The following is a 24,712-nucleotide window of genomic DNA, read 5'->3' on the forward strand; positions in this document are numbered from 1 at the left end:
TCCGGGCAGGATAGGCAGGAACCAGGACAGGGGAAACGCCATGGCCGACCGGCCGCAGCCCTATCGGAACCTCTTCGTGCTCGATGCCAGCCAGGGCATCGCCGGGCCCTATTGCGCAACCCAGCTCGCCGCCTGCGGCGCGACGGTGGTGAAGATCGAGCCGCCGGCCGGCGACTGGTCGCGCGGCCTCTCGACGCGGGAGGGCACGCAGAGCGTCATGCATGTCGCCTTCAACCGCGGCAAGCGCAGCGTCGTGCTCGACCTGCAGACCGAGGCGGGCCAGGCGGCGATGCGCCGCCTCGCCGCCCGCGCCGATGTGATGATCGAGGCCTTCCGCCCCGGCGTCGCCCGGCGCCTCGGCCTGGTGCCGGAGGCGGGGAAGCCGGATGTGGTCTTCCTCTCCATCTCCGGCTTCGGCCAGCAGGGGCCGCATGCCGAGCGGCCCTGCACCGACAGCGTGGCCCAGGCCTATAGCGGCATGGTCTCACTCAACATCGGCATGGACGGCGTGCCGCACCGCACCGGCCAGATCATGACGGTGGACATGGTCACCGGCCTCTCCGCCTGCATCGCCGTGCAGGCGGCGCTCGCCGAGCAGGCGCGGGACCGGGCGGCGGGCGCGGCGCCGCAGCGCCGGGTGCTCGACGTCTCGCTGATGCAGAGCGCGGCGGCGCTGATGGCCTTCAACATCGCCGAGCAGGGGCTGCTCGGCCGGGTGCCGCCGGTGGCCAACCTGCCGGCCGGCACCTACCAGGGCAGCGACGGCCGCTGGTTCATGGTGGCGCTGCTGCGGGAGCCCGAATACCACCAGCTCTGCGCCATCATCGGCCGGCCGGATCTGGCCGAGGACCCGCGCTTCGCCAGCTTCGCCGCCCGGGCCGAGCACCGCGAGGCGCTGCTGCCGGAGATCCGCGCCGCCATCGCCGCCCGCCCGGCGGCGGAATGGGTGCAACGCTTCCAGGCGGCGCGGATGCTCTGCGACCTGGTCAACACGCCGCTCGACTGGCTGGCCGACCCGCATGCCGAGGCGGTCGGGGCGGCGGTGCCGCTGCCCCAGCCCGGGCTCGGCACCCTGCCCTTCCCGCGCCTGCCGGGCCTCGGCCCCTGGAGCGTGCCGGCGCCGGCCCTCGGCGAGCACACCGAGGCGGTGCTGGCCGAACTCGGCCTGTGACGGAGATCGCGGCGGCCGTCGCGGCGGCGGCGCCGCTGGCGCAGCGCCTGCTCGACCGGCTGGCCGCGATCGGCGCCGATCCGCCGGGCATCACCCGCGAGGCCTTCGGCCCCGGCGAGAACGCGGCGCATGCGCTGATCGCTGAGGCCGGCGAGGCGCTCGGGCTGGAGCGCGCGGTGGATGCCGGCGCCAACCTCGCCCTGCGCTGGCCGGGCCGCGACCCGGAGGCGCCGCCCATCCTCATCGGCTCGCATCTCGACAGCGTGGTGCAGGGCGGCAATTTCGACGGCGCGGCGGGGGTCGTCGCCGGCCTCGCCGCCATCGCCGGGCTGCGGGCGGCCGGGGTCCGGCCCCGCCGCAGCATCGAGCTGCTGGCGCTGCGCTGCGAGGAGGCGGTGTGGTTCGGCCTCGGCCTGATCGGCAGCCGCTGCCTGCTGGCCCGGCTGCCCCCCGGGGCGCTCGATCTCCGCCATGCCCGCAGCGGCGCGACGCTGGCCGAGAGCATCGCCGCCTGCGGCGGCGACCCGGCGCGGCTGCGGGAGGGGGCGCCGCTGCGCGACCCGGCGCGGCTCGATTCCTATCTCGAGCTGCATATCGAGCAGGCGCCGCAGCTCGTCGAGGCCGGGGCGCCCTTCGGCCTCTGCCTGGCCAATCCCGGCAACCTCCGCCACCCGCAGATCCGCATCACCGGCGAGGACGCCCATACCGGCCTGCCGCACCGCTTCCGCCGCGACGCGGCGCTCGCCGGCGCCGAGCTGGCCCTGGCGCTGGAGGGGCTCTGGCTGCAGGAGGAGGCGGCGGGCCGGCCGATGGCGGTCACCATCGGCCGCTTCCACACCCCGGCCGAGCGGCACAGCCTGACCATGGTCTCCGGCCGGTTCGAGCTCAGCCTCGACCTCCGCGCCTATGACCCGGCGCATCTGGCGGCGCTGGAGGGCCGGCTGGCCGAGATCCTCGCCGGGGTCGCGGCGCGGCGCGGCGTCCAGATCGACCCCGGCCCGCGCAGCGCCGCCGCGCCGGGCGCGATGGACCCGGCGATCCTCGAGGCGCTGGCCGACGCCGCGGCGGCGGCCGGGGGTCCGGCGCCACGGCTCAACAGCCCGGGCAGCCACGACGCCAACAATTTCGCCGCCGCCGGCGTGCCGACCGGCATGCTGCTGGTCAGGAACCGCAACGGCAGCCACAACCCGGCCGAGGCGATGGAGACCGCCGACCTGATGGCCGCGACGGGGGCGCTGGCGGCCTGGCTGGCGACGCGCGCCGGTGCCGGCCCGTCCGCCTGATGCCGGCGGCCCGCGGCCGGGCCACGCGACGGCATCGAGGCCCTGGAACCCCGGCGCCGCCTGCCCTATATCGGCACTGCCGGCCGGGAGCGATCCCGGCGGCTATGGTGATAAACGTGGCTCGGGATAAGCGTTGCGGACCCGGGGGCAGTGCCCGGCGCCTCCACCACCTCAGCCGCCCGTGTCGGGGCGGCGGCAAGGGGGCGAAACAGGCTCGACGCGCGTGGTAATGGGGTCGCTTTTGCCCGGCATGGTTCCGCCGTCATCGGGCCAAATCTAAGTGCGAACGACAACGACGCACTCGCTGTTGCTGCGTAAGCAGTAAACAAGCGCGGTTCGGGGGGCACCGGGCAACAGAAGCCCCCCACTTCCGCCACCGCCGCGGTCACGTTAACAAACCCTCCCGCTTCCGTGAGTTGATCTCCCCTTGGGTAAGAGGGGAAGGGTTGAATCATGAACGAGACGATTACCCCGAGTGACAGCCTGCTGCCCTATTCCGACTGGGCGGAGGAAGCGCTGCGCGCCGTTGCCGTCGAGGCGCTGGACCATGCCAGCCGCAAGGGCCTGCCTGGCGAGCACCATTTCTACGTGACCTTCCGCACCGATCATCCCGGCGTCGCCATCCCGGGGCATCTGAAGGCGCGCTACCCGCAGGAGATGACCATCGTCCTGCAGCACAAATTCTGGGACCTCGCCGTGGATCGCGGCGCCGGCAGCTTCTCGGTCGGCCTGTCCTTCGGCGGCGTGCCGGCCACCCTCGTCGTGCCCTTCAAGGCGATGACCGCCTTCGCCGACCCGCATGTGCGCTTCGGCCTGCGCTTCTCGGTGGCCGAGCCCCTGGCGGCGGCGGCCGCCCCCGTCTCCGCCCCGACCGAGGCGGCATCGGAGGAGGCGCCGCAGCCGCAGGTGGTCAGCCTCGACGCCTTCCGCCGCAAGCGCGACTAGACCACGATCCGCTCACGCCGGTTCGCGGACCCTGGTCTGGCCCGTTGTCTGGTCGCGTGATTCACGCCTTCGGTGAGTCCACCTCAGGCGATCACGCTCCAGCTTCCCCGCCCCGGCATACCGGTTGGCTTGGGGTCCCCGCTGGAGTAAGCCGCTGGCATCTGACGGCGCTGCTCCCCGCCCCTGCACCCGGCATGGGCCGCGCGGCGCCGATCGCGCGGAGACTGCCCGTGACCCCTCCCCAGGATGCCGCCGTGGAAACGCCCACGAAGGACGATCTGCGCGGCCCGGCACAGGATGTCGATGCCGGCCCGGTGACCCAGCCGACGCGGCCCTCCGGCTTCCAGTATAGCCCGATGTTCCCGCTGGCCGCCGACCAGACCCCCTATCGCAAGCTGCCGATCGAGGGCGTCTCGACCATTGAGGTCGAGGGCAGGCGGGTGCTGCGGATCCGGCCCGAGGCGCTGGAGCAGCTCGCCTTCGCCGCCTGCCACGACGTCTCCCACCTGCTGCGGCCCGGCCATCTGCAGAGCCTGGCGAACATCCTGAAGGACCCCGAGGCCAGCGCGAACGACCGCTTCGTCGCGCTCGACCTGCTGAAGAACGCCGCCATCGCCGCCGGCGGCACCCTGCCGATGTGCCAGGACACCGGCACCGCCATCGTCTTCGGCAAGAAGGGCCAGCGCGTCTGGGTCGAGGGCGACGAGGAGGAGGCCCTCTCCTTCGGCGTGGCCCGCACCTATACCGAGACCAACCTGCGCTACTCGCAGATGGCGCCGCTCTCGATGTTCGAGGAGGTGAACACCGGCAACAACCTGCCGGTCGACTTCACCATCCTCGCCGCGCCCGGCGAGCACCATGCCGACGAGTTCCACCTGATGTTCGTGCTGAAGGGTGGCGGCTCGGCCAACAAGACCTTCCTCTACCAGCAGACCCGCGCGGTGCTGAACAAGCCGAAGCTGCTCGGCTTCATCGAGGAGAAGATCAAGACCCTCGGCACCAGCGCCTGCCCGCCCTACCACCTGGCGATCGTCATCGGCGGCACCACGGCGGAGACCAACCTGAAGGCGGTGAAGCTCGCCTCCACTCGCTATCTCGACGGCTTGCCGACCACGGGCGACGCCTCCGGCCACGCCTTCCGCGACCCCGAGCTGGAGGCGGAGGTGCACAAGCTGACGCAGAAGCTCGGCATCGGCGCGCAGTTCGGCGGCAAGTATTTCTGCCACGACGTCCGCGTCATCCGCCTGCCGCGGCACGGCGCCAGCCTGCCGATCGGCATCGGCGTCTCCTGCTCGGCCGACCGGCAGATCAAGGCGAAGATCACGCCCGAGGGCGTCTTTCTCGAGCAGCTCGAGCACGACCCGGCGCATTACCTGCCCGAGCAGACGGATGAGATCCTGGGCGGCGAGGTGGTGAAGATCGACCTCAACCGGCCGATGGCGGAGATCCGCGCCGAGCTCTCGAAGCACCCGGTGAAGACCCGCATCTCCCTCACCGGCACCATGGTGGTGGCGCGCGACATCGCGCATGCCAAGCTGCAAGAGCGGCTGGATGCCGGCCAGGGCCTGCCCGACTACATCAAGGACCACCCGGTCTACTATGCCGGCCCGGCCAAGACGCCGGCGGGCCTGCCGACCGGCAGCTTCGGCCCGACCACCGCGGGCCGCATGGACAGCTATGTCGAGGCCTTCCAGAAGGCCGGCGGCAGCCTGGTGATGCTGGCCAAGGGCAACCGCAGCAAGGCGGTGCTGAACGCCTGCAAGGCCTATGGCGGCTTCTATCTCGGCTCCATCGGCGGCCCGGCGGCGCGGCTGGCGCAGGACTGCATCAAGAAGGTCGAGGTGCTGGAATATCCGGAGCTCGGCATGGAGGCGGTCTGGCGCATCGAGGTGGTCGACTTCCCCGCCTTCATCGTCATGGACGACAAGGGGAACGATTTCTACGAGGGGCTGGAATAGGCGCCGATCGCGGAGGGGCGTGACCGGCTGGGCGCGTGCAGCGCCCCCGACCGCGATCCGCCACAGCCCCCCGCCGGCCGCCGCGCTGGACCCTGCCGGGGCATCTCCCTACCCTGACGCTCTCCCGGGCGGCCGCCCGGCGCCCCGGGAGAGCCGGAGAGGAAGCCGAGCCAGCATGACCGAGCGCCGCCACATCTCCTCCGGCTCCCGCTTCGAGGCGGAGATCGGCTACAGCCGCGCCGTCGTCGATGGCGAGCATGTCTGGGTCTCCGGCACCACCGGCTACGACTATGCCCGCATGACCATCGCGGAGGACGTGGTGGCGCAGGCCGACCAGGCCTTCCGCAACATCGCCCTGGCGCTGGCCGAGGCCGGCACCAGCCTCGACGAGGTGGTGCGGGTGCTCTTCATCGTGCCGCGGCGGGAGGATTGGGAGCCCTGCTGGCCGGTGGTGAAGCGCTGGCTCGGCCGCGCCCGCCCCGCCTCCACCCTGATCCATGCCGGGCTGCAGACCGAGGCCATGCGCATCGAGATCGAGGTCACGGCCCGCCTGCCGCAGCCATCCCGCCCAGGGCCGGGCGCGGAGCGGCACGAAGGATGATATCAGGCGGCCGATTGCAGCCCTCAGGAGCACCATTCCATGCGCTTCGCCGTCGACCGCCTCGACCACTGCGTCATCAACTGCCGCGACATCGACAAGATGGCGAGCTGGTATCAGCGCGTCCTCGGCATGGAGCGCGAGGATTTCGGCAGCCCGCCGCGGGTCGCCCTGAAATTCGGCGGCCAGAAGATCAACCTGCGGCCGCATGACGCCAGCGCCGAGGATTGGATCGCCGCCGAGACCTGCCTGCCCGGCACCCAGGACCTCTGCTTCATCGTGGCGGTGGCGGTCCCCGACATCGTCGGCCAGTTCCATAGCTGCGGCGTGCGCATCGAGCTCGGCCCGGTGACGCGCCAGGGCGCCCTCGGCCCCATGGGCTCGGTCTATTGCCGGGACCCGGAGGGCAACCTGATCGAGGTCTCCTCCTACTCGCCCTGAGGCTACTTGCCCCGAGGCTACTTGCCCCGAGGCTACTCGTCCTGAGGCGGGCCGGCCCTGGCGGGCACCGCCGGCGGCGGCTCGCGTTCGGGAGGCACCGCCCGGCCCCATCCACGCCGGGGCCCGGCGCCGCAAGGGAGTATTGGCCATGGCCGACGAGACCCGCACCGAAACCGACAGCCTCGGCACCATCGACATCCCCGCCGAGCGCTACTGGGGGCCGCAGACCGAGCGGGCGCGGCGCCTGTTCCGGATCGGCGGCGAGCGCTTCCCGCCCGGGCTGATCCGCGCCGTCGGCCTGCACAAATGGGCCTGCGCCGAGGCCAATGCCCGCCTCGGCGAGCTGCCGGCCGAGCTGGCCGGGCCGATCAAGCAGGCGGCGGAGGAGATCGCCGAGGGGCGGCGCGACGCCGAGTTCCCCCTCCCCGTCTGGCAGACCGGCAGCGGCACCCAGACCAACATGAACGCCAACGAGGTGATCTCGAACCGCGCCAACGAGCTGCTCGGCCAGCCGCTCGGCAGCCGCAAGCCGGTGCACCCGAACGACCACGTCAATCGCGGCCAGTCCTCGAACGACAATTTCCCGACCATGATGCACATCGCCGCCACCGAGGTGGTGGAGGGGCGGCTGCTGCCGGCGCTCGGGCGGCTGCACGCGGCGCTCTGGCAGCGGGCGCAGGAATGGGATGCCATCATCAAGATCGGCCGCACCCATATGATGGATGCGGTGCCGGTCACGCTCGGCCAGGAATTCGGCGCCTGGGCGCGGCAGGTGGAGCTGGGGCAGGAGCGGCTGCGCGGCGTGCTGCCGCGGCTGCTGGCCCTGGCGCAGGGCGGCACCGCCGTCGGCACCGGGCTGAACCGGCGGCCGGAATTCGACCAGGTCTTCTGCGAGATCCTGGCCGAGCGCACCGGCCTCGCCTTCCGCCCCAACCCGAACAAGTTCGAGGGCATGGGCGCGCATGACGCGATGGTGGAGCTGCAGGGGGTGATGAACGTCATCGCCGTCTCGCTCAACAAGCTTGGCAACGACATCCGCCTGCTCGGCAGCGGCCCGCGCTCGGGCCTCGCCGAGCTGATCGTGCCGGCGGACGGCCTCTCCTCCTCCATCATGCCGGGCAAGACCAACCCGACCCAGGCGGAGGCGCTGACCATGGTCTGCGCCCAGGTGATGGGCAACACCACCACCGTCACCTTCGCCGGCGCCCAGAGCTTCCTCGAGCTCAACGTCTTCAAGCCGGTGATCATCCAGGCGGTGCTGCAATCGGCGACCCTGCTCGCCGATGCGGCCGAGAGCTTCGCCGAGCACATGGTCCTGAAGCTCGAGCCGAACCGCGAGCGGCTCGCCGACAACCTCGCCCGGTCGCTGATGCTGGTGACGGCGCTGAACCCGCATATCGGCTACGACAAGGCGGTGCGGATCGGCAAGAAGGCGCTGGCGGAGAACCTGACCCTGCGCGACGCGGCGGCGCAGCTCGGCTATGTCACGCTCGAGGATTTCGACCGCTGGGTGCGGCCGGAGACGATGATCGCCCCCGGCGCCTCGCTCGGCGACTGATGCGGCCCGCCCGCCACCTGCGCAAGCGCAGCTTCCAGCTGGCGGGCCATCGCACCTCGGTCGCGCTCGAGCCGGAATTCTGGGCGGCGCTGGAGGCCGCGGCGCGGCGCCGCGGCCTCAGCCTGGCGGCGCTGGTGACCGAGATCGACACCGCGCGCGCGGATGCGTCGCATCCGCTGGCGAGCGCGCTCCGCCTGCATGCGCTCGCCGAGGCGGGCCGCGGCTGAGGGCGGGCGCTCGCACGCTGACGTGTCTGCCGCACGCCTCGCAGCGCCCCCTGCCGAGGCCCATGATCAGGCGACCTGCTCCCCGGGCCGTCCGGCGGCATGGCCCATACCTGATCGCCCGCGCGGTCGTTGCGGGACTTGCGGTTGTGGGGCAAGCTGCGGGATGCCCGGAAGGGCGAGGGAGGAATCAATGGGTCTCGCGGCCACGGCGCCCGGCCGGTGCCAGGCGCCGAGGGTTCGACTCGATGCCGTGACCGCGGAGCAGCCCGAGCATCCTCGTGCTGAGGGAAACGTCCGCTTTGAAGCCGACCGATATTCGTAACCCGGACACCTTCCACAAGGTCGTCGACTGCCAATGGGCCTGTCCCGCCCATACCCCGGTCCCGGAATATATCCGCCTCATCGCCGCAGGCCGGTACAGCGACGCCTATCTGGTCAACTGGCACTCCAACGTCTTCCCCGGCATCCTCGGCCGCACCTGCGACCGGCCCTGCGAGCCGGCCTGCCGCCGCGGCCGGGTGGAGGAGGAGCCGGTGGCGATCTGCCGGCTCAAGCGCGTCGCCGCCGACAACAAATCCGACATCCGCGGCCGGCTGACGCCGATCCCGGCGGCGCGGAACGGCAAGCGCGTCGCCTGCATCGGCGCCGGCCCGGCCGGCCTCACCGTCGCCCGCGACCTCGCGCCGCTCGGCTACGAGGTGCATGTCTATGACGGCGCGGCGCAGGGCGGCGGCTTCATCCGCAGCCAGATCCCGCGCTTCCGCCTGCCCGCCGAGGTGATCGACGAGGAGGTGGGCTACGTCACCGACCGCGGCGGCGTGGTGACGCATTACGGCCAGCGGGTGGAGAGCCTGAAGGCGCTGCTGGCCGAAGGCTATGACGCGGTCTTCGTCGGCTCCGGCGCGCCGCGCGGCCGCGACCTCGACGTGCCCGGCCGCGCCGAGGCGGCGGCCAACATCCATATCGGCATCGACTGGCTCTCCTCCGTCTCCTTCGGCCATGTCAAGGAGATCGGCCGGCGGGTCATCGTGCTCGGCGGCGGCAACACGGCGATGGATTGCTGCCGCTCGGCGCGCCGTCTCGGCGGCGAGCAGGTTTCGGTCGTCGTCCGCTCCGGCTTCGAGGAGATGAAGGCGAGCCCCTGGGAGAAGGAGGATGCGATGCGCGAAGGCATCCCGATCCTCAACTACCTGGTGCCGAAGCAGGTGCTGCACGAGGCCGGCCGCCTCACCGGCATGGTCTTCGAGACGGTCAAGGCGGAGTACGACGCCAGGGGCCGCCGCCGCCTGGTGCCGAGCGGCGAGCCGGACGTCACCATCGAGGCCGACGACGTGCTGGTGGCGATCGGCCAGGAGAACGCCTTCCCCTGGATCGAGCGCGACATCGGCCTGGAATTCGACCAGTGGGGGTTGCCGGTGCTGGATGCGGCGACGCATCAGTCGACGGTGCCGCAGGTCTTCTTCGGCGGCGATGCCGCCTTCGGTCCGAAGAACATCATCTGGGCGGTGGCGCATGGCCATGCCGCGGCGATCTCCATCGACCTCTTCTGCCGCGGCGAGGATGTGCGCAACCGGCCGCCGCCCGATGCCCGGCTGATCAGCCAGAAGATGGGCATCCACGAATGGAGCTATGACAACGACGTCTCGCTCGACCTCCGCTTCAAGGTGCCGCATGCGGCCGAGGAGGTGGCGCTGCGCGACATCGCGCTGGAGGTGGAGCTCGGCTACGACCGGGCGCTCGCCTTCAAGGAAGCCCAGCGCTGCCTGAATTGCGATGTCGAGACCGTCTTCTCCGCCAAGCTCTGCATCGAATGCGATGCTTGCGTCGATGTCTGCCCGACCGACTGCATCACCTTCACCGCCGATGGCGAGGAGGCGGAGCTGCGGCAGCGGCTGAAGGCGCCCGCGCTGAACATGGACCAGCCGCTCTATGTCGCGGACGGGCTGAAGACCGGCCGCGTCATGGTCAAGGACGAGGATGTCTGCCTGCATTGCGGCATGTGCGCCGAGCGCTGCCCGACCGGCGCCTGGGACATGCAGAAATTCCTGCTGCAATCCGCCCAGGCCGCCCCCTGCGCGCAGCCCATGGCGGCGGAGTGAAGCCGAGATGCCCCGTCAAGCGGTCAACGACTTCGTCGTCAAATTCGCCAATGTTAACGGCTCCGGCTCGGCCAGCGCCAACCAGCTCTTCGCCAAGTCGATCCTGCGCATGGGCATCCCCATCGCCTCGCGCAACATCTTCCCGAGCAACATCCAGGGCCTGCCCACCTGGTTCGAGGTGAGGGTCAGCGGCGAGGGGCATCTCGGCCGGCGCGGCGGCGTCGACCTCATGGTGGCGATGAACCCGCAGACCTGGGAGCGCGACATCGCCGAGATCGATGCCGGCGGCTACCTCCTCTACGACAGCACGCGGCCGATGCCCGCCTCGCGCTTCCGCGACGACATCCAGGTCATCGGCGTGCCGCTGACGCAGATCTGCAACGCCAACTACACCGATGCCCGGCAGCGCCAGCTGCTGAAGAACATCATGTATGTCGGCGCCCTCTCCGCCCTGCTCGGCATCGAGCCGGCGGTGATCGAGCAGCTCCTCGCCGAGCAGTACAAGGGCAAGGAGAAGCTCGCCAAGCCGAACCGCGACGCCTTCCACATGGGCCGCGACTGGGCGCTGGCCCATCTCTCCTGCCCGATCGGGCTGCAGCTCGCGCGCGCCGACGCGGTCGGCAACCGCATCTATGTCGAGGGCAATGCCGCGGCGGCGCTCGGCGCCGTCTATGGCGGCGCGACGGTCTGCGCCTGGTACCCGATCACCCCCTCCACCTCCCTCGCCGAGGCCTTCGAGCGCCACTGCAAGCGCCTGCGCACCGAGCCCGAAACCGGCCGCAAGCGCTACGCCATCATGCAGGCGGAGGACGAGCTGGCCTCGATCGGCATGGTCATCGGCGCCGCCTGGAACGGCGCGCGCGCCTTCACCGCCACCTCCGGCCCCGGCATCTCGCTGATGCAGGAATTCGTCGGCCTCGCCTATTTCGCCGAGATCCCGGCCGTCATCTTCGACGTCCAGCGCGCCGGGCCGAGCACCGGCATGCCGACCCGCACCCAGCAATCCGACCTGCTGGCCGCCGCCTATGCCAGCCATGGCGACACCAAGCATGTCGTGCTGCTGCCCGAGGACCCGCGGGAGTGCTTCGATTTCGGCGCCGCGGCCTTCGACTTGGCGGACCGGCTGCAGACGCCGGTCTTCGTGCTGCTCGATCTCGACATCGGGATGAACGACTGGCTCTGCGAGCCCTTCGCCTGGGACGACAGCCGGCGGCTCGACCGCGGCAAGGTGATGACGGCCGAGGAGCTCGAGGCCGGCCGCACCTTCGGACGCTACCTCGACGTCGATGGCGACGGCATCCCCTACCGCACCTATCCCGGCACGCATGCGGAGAAGGGCGCCTTCTTCACCCGCGGCACCTCGCGCGACCGCTTCGCCAAGTACACCGAGGTCGGCAGCGCCTATGTCGACAACATGCAGCGACTGCTGCGGAAATTCGAGACGGCGAAATCCCTGGTGCCGCGCCCGGTGGAGCGTAAGGCGGCCGAGCCGGCCAGCCTCGGCGTGCTCTATTTCGGCAGCTCCTCGGCGGCGATGAAGGAGGCGCTCGCGGCGCTGGAGGCGGATGGCGTGCATCTCGACGCCATGCGTATCCGCGCCTTCCCCTTCCATGACGACGTGCTGGACTTCGTCGCCCGCCACGAGCGGGTCTTCGTCGTCGAGCAGAACCGCGACGCGCAGCTCCGCACCCTTCTGATGACGGAGGGGAACATCGACCCCGCCCGCCTGATCCCCATCCTCCACTACGACGGCACGCCGATCACCGCGCGCTTCATCCGCGCCGCCATCGCCGATCGCGCCTCGACGCTGAAGGTCGTGCCCTTTGCCGGAGCCGCCGCGGAATGAGCTTCCTCCCCAAGCCCAAGCTGCATCACCCGAAGCTGCCGCTGAACGAGCTCGGCTTCACCCGGCGCGACTACGAGGGGGCGATCAGCACCCTTTGCGCCGGCTGCGGCCATGATTCGATCAGTGCCGCCATCATCCAGGCCTGCTGGGAGCTCTCCATCGCGCCGCACCGGGTGGCGAAGATGTCCGGCATCGGCTGCTCCTCGAAGACGCCGGACTACTTCCTCGGCGCCAGCCACGGCTTCAACTCGGTGCATGGCCGCATGCCGAGCGTGCTGACCGGCGCCAACATGGCCAACCGCGACCTGCTCTATCTCGGCGTCTCGGGCGACGGCGACAGCGCCTCCATCGGCTTCGGCCAGTTCGCGCACAGCATCCGCCGCGCCGTGAACATGACCTATATCGTCGAGAACAACGGCGTCTACGGCCTCACCAAGGGGCAGTTCTCGGCGACCTCCGACAAGGGCTCGAAGGCCAAGAAGGGCGCGGTCAACACCGACGAGGCGATCGACCTGGTCGGCATCGCGCTGCAGCTCGGCGCCACCTATGTCGCCCGCAGCTTCTCCGGCGACAAGGCGCAGCTCGTGCCCCTCATCAAGGGCGCGCTGCGGCATCCCGGCCCCGCCTTCATCGACTGCATCAGCCCCTGCGTCGCCTTCAACAACCATGAGGGCTCGACCAAGAGCTACGACTTCGTGCGCGAGCACAACGAGGCGATGAACCAGCTCGACGTCATCCTCGGCCGCATGCCGATCACCACCGAATACGCGCCGGGCGAGGTGCGGGAGGTGACGCAGCATGACGGCTCGGTCCTGCGCCTGCGCAAGCTGCACGAGGGCTACGACCCGACCGACCGCGTCGCCGCCCTGCACCACCTGCACGAGCGCAAGGCGGCGGGCGAGATCGTCACCGGCCTGCTCTATGTCGATCCCGAGCCGCAGGACATGCATGCGCATCTCGGCACGGTCGAGCGGCCGCTGAATGCGCTCGAGGATGCCGCGCTGGTGCCGGGCGCCGCGGCGCTCGAGCGGATCAACGCCGCCCTGCGCTGAGGCGGCGGCGGCGCGCCCCTATCGCCGGGTGGCGCAGCCGTTGCGCAGATAGCCGGACTCGGCCTGGGTCAGCGGCAGGCCCTGCTGGAAGCGGAACACGGCCGCGGCGCAGGTCCGGTCGATGCGCTCGGGCGGCGGCCGGTTGCTCACCTTCTGGGGCTGTGGCTGCGGCCGTTGGCGCGCCGCCGGCGGCGCGCCCGGGACCGGCGGCGGGATCGGCAGCGATGCCGGGACGATGGCCAGCGGGGCGGCGCTGGCCCCGTCCTCGACCGGCGCGGCGGGCTTCTCCGCCATGGCAGGCCGCTCCGCCGGCGCATCGGCAGGCGGCGGCGTCTCGGAGACGAGCGGCGAGGCCGCCGAGGCGCGCGCCGCGGCCAGCGTCGCCTCCAGCTCGGCCGCCAGGGCAGCCACCGCCGCCGCGGCGGAGGTCTGGGTCGGGCGTTGCGGCGGGGGGACCGGCCCCCGCTCGGCCGGACCAGGCGCCGGGTCGCTGGACAGGCTGGCCGCCGCCAGGCTGGTCGGCGCTGCCTGCGGCGGCTGGGCCACCGAGGCCACCGGCTGCGGCGCCGGGTCGGAGGTGGCGCCGGAGAGCAGGATGACGCCGCTCACCACGCCGATGGTGAAGGTGCCGAGCAGCGCCAGGCCCATGCCGAACCGGCCGCGCCACAGCGGCGGCCGTTCGGGCGGCGGGTCGTCCAGGTCGAAGGGCGGCTCGATCATGGCCTTTGGCCGGCGGCCGCAGGGCGCGGCGCCCGGCACCATCCAGGCCGGGTCATCGGCCAGCGCCGCCCGCGCGGCGGCGATCCAGGCGCCCTTGCCCGGCACCGTCAGCGGCGGCAGCTCGGCGAAGCCCTGCGCCATGCGGCCCGGCAGGCTGCGCGAGGCGGCGGACTCGATCCGCCCATGCCAGACCGGCAGGTAGCCGGGAAAGGCGGGCCAGAAATAGGCGGCGCCGAGGGCCTGGCGCAGCCGCGCCTCGGCGCTCGGCGTCACGTTCGGCGCGATGTCCAGCAGCGCGATCCCTGAGGTGGGATGCGCCAGGGCCCAGCAGCCGGTGGGATAGGCGGATTTGGCCAGGCCGGCACGACAGCGCCCGAGCATGACCCAGCCCTTCGGCAAGGCGCCCAGCAGGGCGGCATCGTCCGTTGGCGGCTGCGGCATGGCCCCGGTGGGGTGCAGCTCCGTCTCCTTGTTCACTCTGGGCTCCCCGATTCCCACCAGCCTGCTTTAAGCGCCGGAACCGGCAGATGGGATTGAAATGACGTGATACCACCAAGAAGGATTGCAGCTGTGATCTCGCCGCCCGTGCCGCGCCGGCCATGCGTGGAAATGGCAGGGCGGCGGCGGAACTGCCGGCCCGGTAAATGCTGCGCCGCGATGATCCTGCCCGGCGGCCTGCGGTGATTTGCAGTGCAGCAAAATGCTTTTTGCGACTCTCGGCATCGCATGCAGAAGCATTAACCGTCACCTGGGCCGACGGCAAATCCCCCATGCGCGTGCCGTCGGCTCCCCCGCTGGGAGTTCCCGACGCTGCGGGGCTCGCCCGGTCCTTACAGGTCGGCGCGCCAGATCCAGAGGCCGATGAGGAGGCTCACCGCCCCGCCCAGGATGGCGCTGCCCACCCCGCGCAGGCCGAGATCGGCCGCGAGGGCGAGCCAGAGGACGAAGACGCCGATCGCCACCGCGATGCCGCCGATCAGCGAGGCGCGGGAGGTCTTGATGGCGCCGCCGTCGAGCGGCGCGAGCTTCGCGGCCATCGCCGTCACTCCGCCGGCATGGCGCCCGCGCGCGGCATGCCCGCCCGCGGATCGTCGAGGCTGTTCCGCACCCGCTTGAGGTCGCCGCGCACGAAGCGCGCGTCGTAGCCGTTCAGCAGATGCCCGAGCAGCCCGCGCCGGAGATCGCTGGTGCCGAAGAACCAATCGGCGATCGGGTAGGTGAGGTTGAAATTCCGCTCCATCATGATGGCCGTGTTGTGGTGCGCGGCATGGTGGCGGCGGATGGTGTTGATGAAGGGGATGTGCCGGACGATCCGGTCATCCTTCACATGGCAGCAGAAGTGGAAGAACTCGTAGTTCAGGTAGAGCGCGGTGTTGGTGATCAGCAGCAGCCAGCCGGCATCGGGGAAGCCCAGCGCCTTCAGCAGCAGGGCCGGCAGCAGCGACATCGCCAGGAAGGTGATGAGCGCATAGGGCGGGAAGAAGACGATGCGGAAATCCCGCGCATCGTCGATGGTGTATTCGTGCTCGGTGAAGAACTGGTGGTGCGCCAGGGTATGGCGCTTGTAGATCCCCATGAAGCCCTTGAGGGGGCGGTGCATGACGTATTTGTGGATCCACCACTCGAAGACATTGGCGGTGACGAAGGCGGCCGGCACGATCAGCCATTCGTACCAGGCCGGCGCCACGATCTGCCGCGCGCAGTACCAGATGGCGGCGCCGCCGATGGCGTAGATCAGCGCGACATGCGCCCAGCCGTGATAGAGCCGGCCGATCCGCTCGCGGAAATCGGCCCGGAAGGCCTGCTGCCGCCGGGAGAGGCGCTCCCGCTTCAGGGCGGCGGTTGCCGGCGCCGTGGTGCCATCCATCGCATTCCTCCCCAGGGCAGGGTGTGCGTCTGATATATCAGTGCGCCGCGCCGGGGGTCAAGGCGGCCATCCAGCAGATGGCCGCCCCCAAGCCCGCCCCAAACCCGCCCCCGGCCCGCCGACATCAGGCCCCGCACGCCCGGACGCGGCGGGTGAAGGCCTCGATGAAGTCGATCAGGGCATCGGAAGCGGCTCCGGCGGCATCGGCATCGCCCTCGGCGATGGCGCGCGCCAGGGCGGCATGCACCCGCGCCGAGCCCTCCAGCCCGGCCGAGCGCCGCCAGTGCAGGAACCAGAAGCGGCGCGACAGCCCGTGCAGCAGGGCCATGGCCGCGGTGGCGAACTCGTTGCGCGCCGCCGCCAGGACCAGCAGGTTGAGCTGCCGGTCGAGCCGCAGGAAGCCGGTCTCGTCCTCCGCCGCCGCGGCCTGCTCCATCGCCCCGGCGATCGCCCGGAATGCCGCCCGCTGCGCCGCATCCGCCTGCCGCGCCGCCGCGCGGGCGCTCAGCCGCTCGATCTCCCGGCGCACCTCCAGCAGGCGGAGCTGCTCCTCGACATCCACCGCCGCGACGATGATCCCGCGGCGCGGCAGGATGCGGACCAGCCGTTCCCGCGCCAGGCGCTGCAGCGCCTCGCGCACCGGGGTGCGGCCGAAGCCGACCCGCGCGGCGAGCTGGGCCTCGCTCACCTCCTCCCCGGGCGGGACCTGCAGGGTGACGATCGCCTCCTCGATGGCGCGGTAGGCCTGCTCGGTGAGCGTGCCATCGGCCTCCGCTGGGCGGTTGTGGCGCGGCATGGGTGTGGTGTCAGGCATGGTGCAGCCTATGCGGGAAAACTGATGTCACGCGCCCTCCATCCATTGACAGGCCATCGGTCCTGGGACACCCTGTGTCCTGCGGGAGATATATCACCGCACCAGAAAAAGCCGAGTTTGGGGAGGTTGGGTGCGGGCCGCGCGGGCGGTTTCCGACCAGGGGCATCTGCTCCTGGCGAAACGCCCTGCGTGGCCCGTTCGCTTGCGTGCGGCGAAGGCCCAGGCCAACCGGAGGGTTGCGCCCGGCGTTCGAGGCGCAGGAGGGTGAGGCCGGCCTGCGCTCGGTCTCAGCCGGCGGGAACCAGCCGCGGCGCGAGCTTCGCGGTGGCGCCGGTGGCCACCTGCTGCGCCAGGACGGCCTCGAATTCCGGGAAGCCGAGCCGGAACACCACCTCCGATCCCTCGCCCAGATACAGGATCATGTCGCCGGTGCTGCCGCGAAAGCTGAACAGCACGATCGCCGCCTGGCTGCCGGCCCCCTCCGCATGCGGCTCGCCATGCGCGGCAACCCGCACATGGCTGCCGGTCGGGCGGATCTCCCGGAGCGACCCGTCGGGCCGCCAGAAGCGCAGCTCGCCCTGCACGACGAAGGTGCTGAAGTCGCAGACATGCCGATGCAGCCTGCCCGGCCTGTCGGGCTCGAACCTGATGAGCACATCGGCGATGCCGAGGGCCGCGTCCATCGCCAGGACATAGACCTGCGCGTCGATCGGCTGCACCCGCTGCCAGGTGACATGGCGGTCGTCGAACCGGAATTCCTGCACCGTCTCCCCCTCCCCTCCTGGCCCTTCCCTGGCCTGATCCTGCCCTGGCGGGCAGCCTCGCATCAGGCCGCCCAGCGCAGGTCGCAGGCCTCGATCGGCTGGCCGCGGCGCGCCCGCTCCTCCGGCGGCAGCACGTCGCAGGAGGGCCAGAGGCCGCTCGCCAGCGCCGCCTCATAGGCCGCCAGCCCGGCCTGCCGCATCGCCCGCGCCGCCGACCGGTGATCATAGGCCAGGGCGAGATGCTCGATCCGCAGGCCCGCCCCCTGCGGCGTCAGCACCGAGAACCAGCCGCGCGGCGTGCCGTCATTCGCCGGCATGCCGATCGCCCCGGCATTGTGCCAGAGCCGGCGGCCGAGGAGGCGGCTGAAGGGCAGGCCGCAATGGCCGGCGATCACGCCTTCCGCCCCGCCCGCGGCGATCTCGGCGGCGAGCGCCGCCTCGGGCGCGGAGGCGAAGAGGAAGCGGTTGATCGCCGTCGCGCCGCCATGCAGCGCGACCAGCCGCCGGCCGCCGATCTCGACCGGGATCCGCCGCGGCAGCGCCGCCATCCAGGCGCGGTGCCGCGGCGTCACCTGGCGGCTGGCATGCGCGAACCAGTCGCGCGAGAGACGGTCGCAGGCCGTGCCGGCGGCGAAGCCGCAGCCGCAATCCGCGCCGCCGGCGGCCAGGCTCTCCTCGCAATTCCCCATCACCGTGGCGATGCCGCTCGCCATCATCAGGTCGAGCGTCGCGACGGCATCGGCGCAATAGGCCACCACATCGCCGGTGCAGAGCATGCGCCCGGGCGGGATGCCGCGCCGCGCCGCCTCGGCCAGCAGGGCCTGCAACGCCTGCAGGTTGGAATAGGGCCCGCCGAAGCAGAGCAGCGGCCCGTCGCAGCGCATCGCGGTCACCGGCGGCACAGGCGTCCCTCCTCCAGGCGCAGCCGGCGATCGGCGTAGCGGCGGGCCAGCTCCGGCTGGTGCAGGGCGACCAGCACGGAGCGGCCGCCATGCGAGGCCAGATCCCGCAGCAGCGCAAGCACCGCGGCGGCATTCTCCGGGTCGAGGCTCGCCACCGGCTCGTCCGCCAGCAGCAGGGGCGCGCGCTGCATCAGGGCGCGGGCCACCGCCGCGCGCTGGCGCTGGCCGCCGGAGAGCCGGTCGGCCCGCTGCCCCGCCAGCGCGCCCAGCCCGACCCGCGCCAGGCAGGCCATCGCCTCGGCCCGCTCCGCCACCGGCCAGAGCCGCAGCGCCGGGCGCCAGAAGCCGATGCGCCCGAGCGCGCCCACCAGCACGTTGTCCCGCGCCGAGAGGCGGCGGGCGAGGGCGTGCTGCTGGAAGACGAGGGCCGTCTCCGGCGCCACGATCCGCCCCGCCTCGGCCGGCACCAGCCCCGCGATCGCCCGCAGCAAGGTGGTCTTGCCGGCGCCCGAGGGGCCTTCGATCGCCACCACCTCGCCCGGCGCGACGGCGAGGCTGATGCCGTGCAGCACCCGCCGTCCCTGCAGGGCGACGACCAGCCCCTCGACCCGCAGCATCAGCCGAGGCGGCGCCGCAGCAGGGCGGAGAGCCGGTCGGCCGTGAGCACCAGGGCGACGACGAGGATCAGGATCGCCAGGACGCGGGCGAAGTCGAGCAGGTCGACGGCGTTCTTCAGCTCCTGCCCGAGGCCGCCGGCGCCGACGAGGCCGAGCACCGTGGAAGCGCGGATGTTGAACTCCCAGACATAGAGCAGGACGGAGGCGAGCTGCGGCAGGCTCTCCGGCAGCAGCACGACGGCCGCGGCCTGCGCCCGGCTGGCGCCGGCGCTGAGCGCCGCCTCGAGCGGCGCCGGGTCGGCGGTCTCCAGCGCCTCCGACCACAGCTTGCCGATGCTGCCGGCGGAGTGCAGCGCCACGCCGAGCATGCCGGCGAAGGGGCCGAGCCCGACCGCGGCGACGAAGATCAGGGCGAAGACGAAGCCGTCGACGCCGCGCAGCGCATCCAGCAGGGCGCGCGCCGGATGGTAGAGCGCCGGCAGGGGGACGACCGGCCGGGCCGCCAGCAGCGCCAGGGGCAGCGCCATCGCCGCCGCCAGGGTGGTGCCGAGCGTGGCGATGCCCACCGTCTCGGCGGCCCGGCGCAGCAGGTCGGGCAGGCCGGAGAAATCGGGCGGGACCGCGCCGCCGAGCCAATGGGCCAGGCGCGGCAGCCCGGTCCAGAGCCGCGGCAGGTCGGGCTGCACGACGAGCAGGCTGCCGCCATAGAGAAGGCCGAGCGCGAGCAGCCCGGCGAGGCGGCGCATCAGCCCGCGCCGATGCGCCCGAGCGCCCGGCCGGCCGCCTCGATCAGGGCGTAGCTGTCCGGCGCGGCGGCCACCCAGCCGGTGTAATTGGCCGGCATCACTCGGGCGGCGGTGGCCTCGTCGATGGCGAGCGCGGCCTCGCGCAGCCGCGCCGCCAGGGCGGGCTCCAGCCCCGCCCGCACCGCCAGCGCGTCGTTCGGCAGCGGCTCGGAACGCCAGACGATGCGCGCCTGGTCCTCCCGCAGCCGCCCCGCCGCGACCATGGCGGCGAAGTTGCGGTCGTAGTCGGTGGCGAGGTCCACCTGGCCGCTCGCCACCGCCATGTCGTTGGCCGGGTGCGACGCCCCGTCGCGGTAGCGGAAATAGGTGCGCGGATCGATGCCCTGGGTCTTGAACCAGTAATGCGGGATCAGCCAGCCGCTGGTCGAGCCGGCATCGGCGAAGGAGATGGACAGGCCCTTCGCATCCTCCGGGAAGCGCGCGATCCGCAGCTCGGGACGGGCCAGGATGATGGCGTGGTAGGTCGGCTTGCCCTGGTACTTCACCACCGCCAGCGCCTCGGCCCCGGCGCGGTCCTTGGCGAGCACGTAGCCCCAGGGGCCCATCCAGGCGAGGTCCACCTGCGCGGTCGAGAGCGCGACCGCGATGCCCGCCCAGTCGGTGGTGACCGTCAGCGCGAGCGGCCGGCCGACCGCCGCGGCCAGATGGGCGAAGAAGGGCTCGTAGGCGCGGCGGGTGTCGCCGGCGGTCGGCTGGAAGGGGCCGACGGCGCAGCGCAACGGCTGCGCCTGGGCCCGGGCAGTCCAGGCCGGCAGCGCCAGGGCGCCGCCGAGGCTCATCAGGCGTCTGCGTCGCATGCGCACTCCGGACCGGGGGTGGAGGCCGCAGCCTATGGCGTCGCGGCGCGGCCCGCCAGCGGCGAGGCCGGCTCGCCCGCTCACGCGCCGCTGCCGGCGGCGGTCACGCGCCACACGACATTGCCCACGTCGTCGGCCATCAGCACGCTGCCATCCGGGCCGATCGTCACGCCCACCGGGCGGCCATAGGATTCGCGCTCGTCGGGCGCCAGGAAGCCCGAGAGGATATCCCGGGCGGGGCCCGCCGGGCGGCCCTCGGCGAAGGGCACGAAGACCAGCTTGTAGCCGCTCAGCGTGCTGCGGTTCCAGGAGCCGTGCTGGCCGATCGCCATGCCCTCGGGGAAACCCGGCAGCGTCCCGGCGGGCAGCCAGCAGAGGCCGAGGGAGGCGGTGTGGCCACCCAGCGCGTAATCCGGCGTGAGGGCCTGCGCCACCAGCGCCGGGTCCTGCGGCACCCGGTCATCGACCGTCCGCCCCCAATAGCAATAAGGCCAGCCATAGAAGCCGCCGTCGCGGACCGAGGTCAGGTAGTCGGGCGGCGTCTCGTCGCCCAGCCCGTCGCGCTCGTTGACCACGGTCCAGAGCGCGCCGGTCCGCGGCTCCCAGGCCATGCCGACGGGGTTGCGCAGGCCGGTGGCGAAGGGGCGCAGCGTGCCGCTCGCCAGGTCGTAGGCATGGATGGCGGCGCGGCCCTCCTCCACCGCCATGCCCTCGTCGGCGATGTTGGTGAGCGAGCCGACGGCGATGTAGAGCGTGCGGCCATCCGGGCTGGGCAGCAGGCTGCGCGTCCAGTGGCCGCCGGGCTTGAAGCGGGCCAGCACCCGGCCCGGGCCGGTGAGACGCGTCGCGCCCGGGACGTAGGGGAATGCCACCAGGCCATCGGTGTTGCCGACATAGAAGGTGTCGCCGACCAGCGCCATGCCGAAGGGCTGGTTCAGGCCCTCGAGGAAGACGTGCCGGGTCTCGGCGACGCCGTCGCCATCCGCGTCGCGCAGCAGGATGATGCGGTTGGCGCTCACGCCCATCGCGCCGGCGCGGCGCATCGTGCTCACCATGGCGTAGTCGAAGAGCGACCGCGGCGAGCGCAGGACGCTGGTCGCCTCGGCCACCAGCACGTCGCCATTGGGCAGGACCTGCAGCCAGCGCGGATGGTCGAGGCCGGCGGCGAAGGCATTGACCCGCAGCCCGGGCGCCGCCGCCGGCAGCATCCCGTCCGGCCAGCCCCGGGCCGTCGGCATCTTCAGGGTCGGCAGGCTGCCCTGCGGCCGCGCCTCGGGGATCCGCGGTCCGTTGCCCCAGGCGGGCTCGTGCGCGCCCTGGGTGAGCCGCCGGGACATCCGGGCCGCGCCCCCGACCACCGCGACGACGCGGGCGAATGCCGACGAAAAGCTCAATGGTCCCTGCTCCTGCTGCGCCGCCGTGGCGGCCTCGCGGGGGAGGATGGCCCGGGCCGGTGGATCCGGGTAGCGCCGTTCCGCCTCGCCATCGCCATCGCCATCGCCGGCGACGGGGGCGCGGGCTTGGCGGGTGGGGCGGGCCGCGCGGTCAGCCGGCCCCAGCCGGCAGCGCCGCCGCGATCTCCTCGCTCGTCAGCAGCCAGGCATTGTCCAGCTCGGCCACCACGCGGCGCATGAAATCCTCGGTCAGGGCCAGGGCGCGCGCCGGATCACCGAGATGGTCGCAGAGCAGGGCGAGGGCGAGCTGCCGCGGCCCATCGCCCTCATAGGTCCATTCGAAGCCCATCGGCGAGAAGGTCTTCACCTCGAAGCGCGGATCGAGCGGGGCGCCATCCACCGTCACCTGCGCCCCGCCCAGGCCGCGGCCGCCCTCGTAGATCTTCATGGCGCCCCCTCCCGATCCAGCCTCATTCCCCGGCGCGGACCAGCCCGTCCACGGCGAGGCAGCCCCAGTCGCCGGCGATCAGCGGGTTCACCTCCGCCTCGGCGATCCGCTCCCCGGCCGCGGCGAGCAGCACCGAGAAGGCGGAGACCGCCCGCGCCACCGCCGCGAGATCGGCCTTCGGCGCGCCGCGGAAGCCATCCAGCAGCGGGAAGCCCCGCAGGCTGCGCAGCATCGCCTCGGCCCGGGCCGGGCTGACCGGCGCGATGTCGAGCGCCACGTCCTTCCACAGCTCGGCCTGCACGCCGCCGGTGCCGACCAGCACCATCGGGCCGAACTGCCCGTCGCGCCGCCCGCCGAGGATCAGCTCGACGCCGCCGCGCGACATGCGCTGCACCAGCACCCCGTCCAGCCGCGCCGCGGGCGCGTGCCGCCGGGCGGAGCCCATGATCTCGGCGAAGGCGGCGCGCACCGCCGCGGCATCGCCGAGGCGCAGCCGCACGCCGCCGACCTCGGTCTTGTGCGCGATGTCCGGGCTGTCGAGCTTCAGCACCACCGGGAAGCCGAGCGCGGCCGCCGCCTCCGCCGCCGCCTCGGCCGTCGCCGCGCGACGCTCCTCGACCACCGGCACGCCGACGCGGGCGAAGAGCGTCTTGGCCTCGGCCTCGGTCAGCACCGCGCCCCTGGCCGGCAGCGCCGCCAGCGCCCCGGCCAGGCCGGCGGGCGCCTCGGGCTCGCCCGCGGGCGGCGTCGCGTAATGCTCCTGCCACAGCCGCACCGCGTTCATCAGCCGGCGCATGGAGCGGAACAGCGGCACCACCGGCGAGGCATCCGCCGCCACCGCGCCCGGGCCCTCGAGCTGCTCCGGGATCCAGGCGACGATGATCGGCTTGCCGCACTGCTCGGTCAGGCTGGCGATCTCGGCGATGCGGCCCGGCGTGGTCTGGTGGTGGGAATAGACCTGCGGATAGACGATGACGCCGTATTGCGGGTCGGCGGCCATCGCCAGCACGCATTTGCCGAAACTGGTCGGGTCGCCCGCCGCCTGCGCCGTCAGGTCGCAGGGGTTGCGCGCCGCGCCGAAATCCGGGATCGCCGCCTCCAGCACCGCCTTGGCGGCGGCGCCGGGCTGCGGCATGTCGAGGCCCAGCGCCTCGGCATGGTCGGCGGCCATGATGCCGGCGCCGCCCGAGGCGGTGACGATGGCGACGCCCCTCGCCTTCGGCCGGCCGGCCTTGGCGAAGAGGCCGGCGGTCTCGAGCAGCGCGTCGAAATCCTCCACCTCCGCCATGCCGGCGCGGCGGAAGGCGGCCGACCAGGCGGCGGCGCTGCCGGCGAGCGAGCCGGTATGCGAGACGGCGGCCGCCGCGCCCGCCTCGCCGCGGCCGAGCTTCAGCGCGACGATCGGCTTGCCCGCGCGGCGCGCCGCCTCGCCGAGCAATTGCAGCCGCCTTCCGTCGCGCAGGCCCTCCACCGCCAGCGCCACGGCGCGGCATTCCGGCATGGAGAGCTGGTAGGCGGCGAGGTCGCAGACATCGAGATCGGTGGCGTTGCCCGCCGTCGTCATGTGGCAGACGGAGAAGCCGCGCTCGGCCGCCTGCATCAGCGCATAGCCGAGCGCGCCGGACTGGCTGGTGATGGCGACGCCGCCCGCCGGCGCGACGAGGCGGGCATATTCCGGCATGAAGGTGACGCCGGCCTTCAGCACATGGTCGACGATGCCGAGGCAGTTGACGCCGACGAGCGGCAGGCCGGCCTCGCGGCAGCGCGCCCGCAGCGCCGCCTCCTCGGCGACGCGCTCCGCCAGCCCGGTCTCGCCATAGCCCGAGGCATAGGCGATGACGCCGCCCGCCCCCTTGCGGATGCAGGCCTCGACGGCCCCCATGATCTGCTCGCGCGGCAGGGCGATCAGCACGCAGTCCGGCACCTCGGGGATGTCGTCGAGGCTGGCGAGGCAGGGGCGGCCATGCAGGTCGCGGCCGGCATATTTGGGATTCACGCCCCAGACCGGCCCGGCGAAATTGGCGAGGTTGGTGACGGTGCGGCCGCCGAAGCGCGTCGGCTCGGCCGAGACGCCGATCACCGCGACGCTGCGCGGCGAGAGCACCCGCCGCAATGCCGCCGGATCGCGCAGCGGCGCGGGCGCCGAACCGCCTGACGTCTCGCCGGCCATGCCTTGCTGCTGCAATCGCCCCTCCCGTCTCCCGCGCTGCGACGCGGCGTTCTTGCCCATGCGGCAGCCTAGACAGGGCGTGCCGGTGGTCAAGCCGCTAGCTGGAGGGTGATGCGCCGCGGCATGTTCGCGGCCGCGGGAATCCGCCACTCTCGCCGCCGCAACGGCTGCGGCTCCCGGATGCGGCGCATCCGGGCCGGCCCAACACCCCATCACGCCCAAGGAGAACCGGGAC

Annotated in this window: 23 protein-coding genes and 1 other RNA gene; 12 read left to right on the top strand and 12 right to left on the bottom strand. The window is 72.5% G+C overall.

The genetic code is table 11. The features are described from left to right. Window positions 1–40 precede the first annotated feature (40 nt). From DOO78_RS05525 to DOO78_RS05580, 12 genes are all read left to right on the top strand, one after another. Window positions 41–1,171, top strand: a complete 1,131-nt coding sequence (locus tag DOO78_RS05525) for a CaiB/BaiF CoA transferase family protein (RefSeq protein ID WP_111468754.1) — start codon at window positions 41–43, stop codon at window positions 1,169–1,171. Next, on the top strand, window positions 1,168–2,454 hold the full coding sequence (locus DOO78_RS05530; protein ID WP_165838739.1) for a hydantoinase/carbamoylase family amidase: 1,287 nt from the start codon (window positions 1,168–1,170) through the stop codon (window positions 2,452–2,454). The genes DOO78_RS05525 and DOO78_RS05530 overlap by 4 nt, the downstream gene beginning before the upstream one ends. Before the next feature lie 39 nt (window positions 2,455–2,493). Further along, window positions 2,494–2,823, top strand: a transfer-messenger RNA (tmRNA) gene (gene ssrA / locus DOO78_RS05535). 84 nt (window positions 2,824–2,907) lie between these two features. Continuing rightward, complete coding sequence (locus DOO78_RS05540; RefSeq protein WP_111468756.1) at window positions 2,908–3,399, top strand: SspB family protein; 492 nt, start codon at window positions 2,908–2,910, stop codon at window positions 3,397–3,399. 356 nt (window positions 3,400–3,755) lie between these two features. Next, window positions 3,756–5,357 (top strand): fumarate hydratase, encoded by a 1,602-nt coding sequence (locus DOO78_RS05545; protein ID WP_111469062.1) that lies wholly within the window; start codon window positions 3,756–3,758, stop codon window positions 5,355–5,357. Between the two features lie 175 nt (window positions 5,358–5,532). Then, window positions 5,533–5,958, top strand: coding sequence for a RidA family protein (locus tag DOO78_RS05550; RefSeq protein WP_111468757.1), 426 nt, complete (start codon window positions 5,533–5,535; stop codon window positions 5,956–5,958). Window positions 5,959–5,997: 39 nt separating this feature from the next. Next, complete coding sequence (locus tag DOO78_RS05555) at window positions 5,998–6,396, top strand: VOC family protein (RefSeq protein WP_111468758.1); 399 nt, start codon at window positions 5,998–6,000, stop codon at window positions 6,394–6,396. A 148-nt stretch (window positions 6,397–6,544) separates the two neighbouring features. Beyond that, complete coding sequence (locus DOO78_RS05560) at window positions 6,545–7,954, top strand: class II fumarate hydratase (protein WP_111468759.1); 1,410 nt, start codon at window positions 6,545–6,547, stop codon at window positions 7,952–7,954. Continuing rightward, on the top strand, window positions 7,954–8,181 hold the full coding sequence (locus DOO78_RS05565; protein ID WP_111468760.1) for a ribbon-helix-helix domain-containing protein: 228 nt from the start codon (window positions 7,954–7,956) through the stop codon (window positions 8,179–8,181). The genes DOO78_RS05560 and DOO78_RS05565 overlap by 1 nt, the downstream gene beginning before the upstream one ends. 299 nt (window positions 8,182–8,480) lie before the next feature. Further along, window positions 8,481–10,280 (top strand): FAD-dependent oxidoreductase, encoded by a 1,800-nt coding sequence (locus tag DOO78_RS05570; RefSeq protein WP_111468761.1) that lies wholly within the window; start codon window positions 8,481–8,483, stop codon window positions 10,278–10,280. A gap of 7 nt (window positions 10,281–10,287) precedes the next feature. Continuing rightward, window positions 10,288–12,126, top strand: coding sequence for a 2-oxoacid:acceptor oxidoreductase subunit alpha (locus DOO78_RS05575; RefSeq protein ID WP_111468762.1), 1,839 nt, complete (start codon window positions 10,288–10,290; stop codon window positions 12,124–12,126). Beyond that, on the top strand, window positions 12,123–13,178 hold the full coding sequence (locus DOO78_RS05580; RefSeq protein WP_111468763.1) for a 2-oxoacid:ferredoxin oxidoreductase subunit beta: 1,056 nt from the start codon (window positions 12,123–12,125) through the stop codon (window positions 13,176–13,178). Before DOO78_RS05575 ends, DOO78_RS05580 begins: the two co-directional genes overlap by 4 nt. 18 nt (window positions 13,179–13,196) lie before the next feature. Here DOO78_RS05580 and DOO78_RS05585 read toward each other — a convergent pair whose 3' ends face one another. From DOO78_RS05585 to DOO78_RS05635, 12 genes are all read right to left on the bottom strand, one after another. Then, window positions 13,197–14,375 carry a hypothetical protein gene (locus tag DOO78_RS05585; protein WP_111468764.1) on the bottom strand — a complete coding sequence of 393 codons (1,179 nt, stop codon included), beginning with the start codon at window positions 14,373–14,375 and terminating at the stop codon, window positions 13,197–13,199. A 353-nt stretch (window positions 14,376–14,728) separates the two neighbouring features. Further along, entirely contained in the window at window positions 14,729–14,935 is a 207-nt protein-coding gene (locus DOO78_RS05590; RefSeq protein WP_111468765.1) for a hypothetical protein, read from the bottom strand. A 5-nt stretch (window positions 14,936–14,940) separates the two neighbouring features. Continuing rightward, complete coding sequence (locus DOO78_RS05595) at window positions 14,941–15,765, bottom strand: sterol desaturase family protein (protein ID WP_207802799.1); 825 nt, start codon at window positions 15,763–15,765, stop codon at window positions 14,941–14,943. A gap of 124 nt (window positions 15,766–15,889) precedes the next feature. Then, window positions 15,890–16,561: a GntR family transcriptional regulator gene (locus DOO78_RS05600; RefSeq protein WP_165838740.1), complete on the bottom strand. Its 672-nt coding sequence runs from the start codon at window positions 16,559–16,561 to the stop codon at window positions 15,890–15,892. Between the two features lie 305 nt (window positions 16,562–16,866). Next, window positions 16,867–17,343, bottom strand: coding sequence for a regulator (locus tag DOO78_RS05605; protein WP_111468767.1), 477 nt, complete (start codon window positions 17,341–17,343; stop codon window positions 16,867–16,869). Window positions 17,344–17,405: 62 nt separating this feature from the next. Beyond that, window positions 17,406–18,245 (bottom strand): metallophosphoesterase family protein, encoded by an 840-nt coding sequence (locus DOO78_RS05610; protein ID WP_243634409.1) that lies wholly within the window; start codon window positions 18,243–18,245, stop codon window positions 17,406–17,408. Then, window positions 18,233–18,862, bottom strand: coding sequence for a phosphonate ABC transporter ATP-binding protein (locus DOO78_RS05615; RefSeq protein WP_111468768.1), 630 nt, complete (start codon window positions 18,860–18,862; stop codon window positions 18,233–18,235). Before DOO78_RS05615 ends, DOO78_RS05610 begins: the two co-directional genes overlap by 13 nt. Next, the gene (phnE, locus tag DOO78_RS27840) at window positions 18,862–19,608 is read right to left on the bottom strand and encodes a phosphonate ABC transporter, permease protein PhnE (protein WP_207802800.1); all 747 of its coding nucleotides are present in this window, start codon (window positions 19,606–19,608) and stop codon (window positions 18,862–18,864) included. The genes DOO78_RS05615 and phnE overlap by 1 nt, the downstream gene beginning before the upstream one ends. Further along, a complete protein-coding gene (locus tag DOO78_RS27845) occupies window positions 19,608–20,465 on the bottom strand; it encodes a phosphate/phosphite/phosphonate ABC transporter substrate-binding protein (RefSeq protein ID WP_207802801.1) in 858 nt (285 codons plus the stop codon). Before DOO78_RS27845 ends, phnE begins: the two co-directional genes overlap by 1 nt. A gap of 80 nt (window positions 20,466–20,545) precedes the next feature. Further along, window positions 20,546–21,859 (bottom strand): PQQ-dependent sugar dehydrogenase, encoded by a 1,314-nt coding sequence (locus DOO78_RS05625; RefSeq protein ID WP_111468769.1) that lies wholly within the window; start codon window positions 21,857–21,859, stop codon window positions 20,546–20,548. Between the two features lie 151 nt (window positions 21,860–22,010). Then, window positions 22,011–22,307 carry a DUF6166 domain-containing protein gene (locus DOO78_RS05630; RefSeq protein ID WP_111468770.1) on the bottom strand — a complete coding sequence of 99 codons (297 nt, stop codon included), beginning with the start codon at window positions 22,305–22,307 and terminating at the stop codon, window positions 22,011–22,013. Window positions 22,308–22,329: 22 nt separating this feature from the next. After that, window positions 22,330–24,492 (bottom strand): acetate--CoA ligase family protein, encoded by a 2,163-nt coding sequence (locus tag DOO78_RS05635; RefSeq protein WP_165838741.1) that lies wholly within the window; start codon window positions 24,490–24,492, stop codon window positions 22,330–22,332. Window positions 24,493–24,712: the final 220 nt, after the last annotated feature.

It is taken from the genome of Roseicella frigidaeris, from assembly GCF_003258945.1.
Taxonomy (GTDB): domain Bacteria; phylum Pseudomonadota; class Alphaproteobacteria; order Acetobacterales; family Acetobacteraceae; genus Paracraurococcus; species Paracraurococcus frigidaeris.

What these genes read in the sequence shown, in the direction of transcription:
- DOO78_RS05540 (WP_111468756.1), top strand. Translation starts at nt 2,908, where the DNA reads ATGAACGAGACGATTACCCCGAGTGACAGCCTGCTGCCCTATTCCGAC.
- phnE (WP_207802800.1), bottom strand. Translation starts at nt 19,608, where the DNA reads ATGCGCCGCCTCGCCGGGCTGCTCGCGCTCGGCCTTCTCTATGGCGGC.
- DOO78_RS05590 (WP_111468765.1), bottom strand. Translation starts at nt 14,935, where the DNA reads ATGGCCGCGAAGCTCGCGCCGCTCGACGGCGGCGCCATCAAGACCTCC.
- DOO78_RS05525 (WP_111468754.1), top strand. Translation starts at nt 41, where the DNA reads ATGGCCGACCGGCCGCAGCCCTATCGGAACCTCTTCGTGCTCGATGCC.
- DOO78_RS27845 (WP_207802801.1), bottom strand. Translation starts at nt 20,465, where the DNA reads ATGCGACGCAGACGCCTGATGAGCCTCGGCGGCGCCCTGGCGCTGCCG.
- DOO78_RS05615 (WP_111468768.1), bottom strand. Translation starts at nt 18,862, where the DNA reads ATGCTGCGGGTCGAGGGGCTGGTCGTCGCCCTGCAGGGACGGCGGGTG.
- DOO78_RS05575 (WP_111468762.1), top strand. Translation starts at nt 10,288, where the DNA reads ATGCCCCGTCAAGCGGTCAACGACTTCGTCGTCAAATTCGCCAATGTT.
- DOO78_RS05595 (WP_207802799.1), bottom strand. Translation starts at nt 15,765, where the DNA reads ATGGATGGCACCACGGCGCCGGCAACCGCCGCCCTGAAGCGGGAGCGC.
- DOO78_RS05580 (WP_111468763.1), top strand. Translation starts at nt 12,123, where the DNA reads ATGAGCTTCCTCCCCAAGCCCAAGCTGCATCACCCGAAGCTGCCGCTG.
- DOO78_RS05550 (WP_111468757.1), top strand. Translation starts at nt 5,533, where the DNA reads ATGACCGAGCGCCGCCACATCTCCTCCGGCTCCCGCTTCGAGGCGGAG.
- DOO78_RS05545 (WP_111469062.1), top strand. Translation starts at nt 3,756, where the DNA reads ATGTTCCCGCTGGCCGCCGACCAGACCCCCTATCGCAAGCTGCCGATC.
- DOO78_RS05600 (WP_165838740.1), bottom strand. Translation starts at nt 16,561, where the DNA reads ATGCCGCGCCACAACCGCCCAGCGGAGGCCGATGGCACGCTCACCGAG.
- DOO78_RS05560 (WP_111468759.1), top strand. Translation starts at nt 6,545, where the DNA reads ATGGCCGACGAGACCCGCACCGAAACCGACAGCCTCGGCACCATCGAC.
- DOO78_RS05555 (WP_111468758.1), top strand. Translation starts at nt 5,998, where the DNA reads ATGCGCTTCGCCGTCGACCGCCTCGACCACTGCGTCATCAACTGCCGC.
- DOO78_RS05630 (WP_111468770.1), bottom strand. Translation starts at nt 22,307, where the DNA reads ATGAAGATCTACGAGGGCGGCCGCGGCCTGGGCGGGGCGCAGGTGACG.
- DOO78_RS05565 (WP_111468760.1), top strand. Translation starts at nt 7,954, where the DNA reads ATGCGGCCCGCCCGCCACCTGCGCAAGCGCAGCTTCCAGCTGGCGGGC.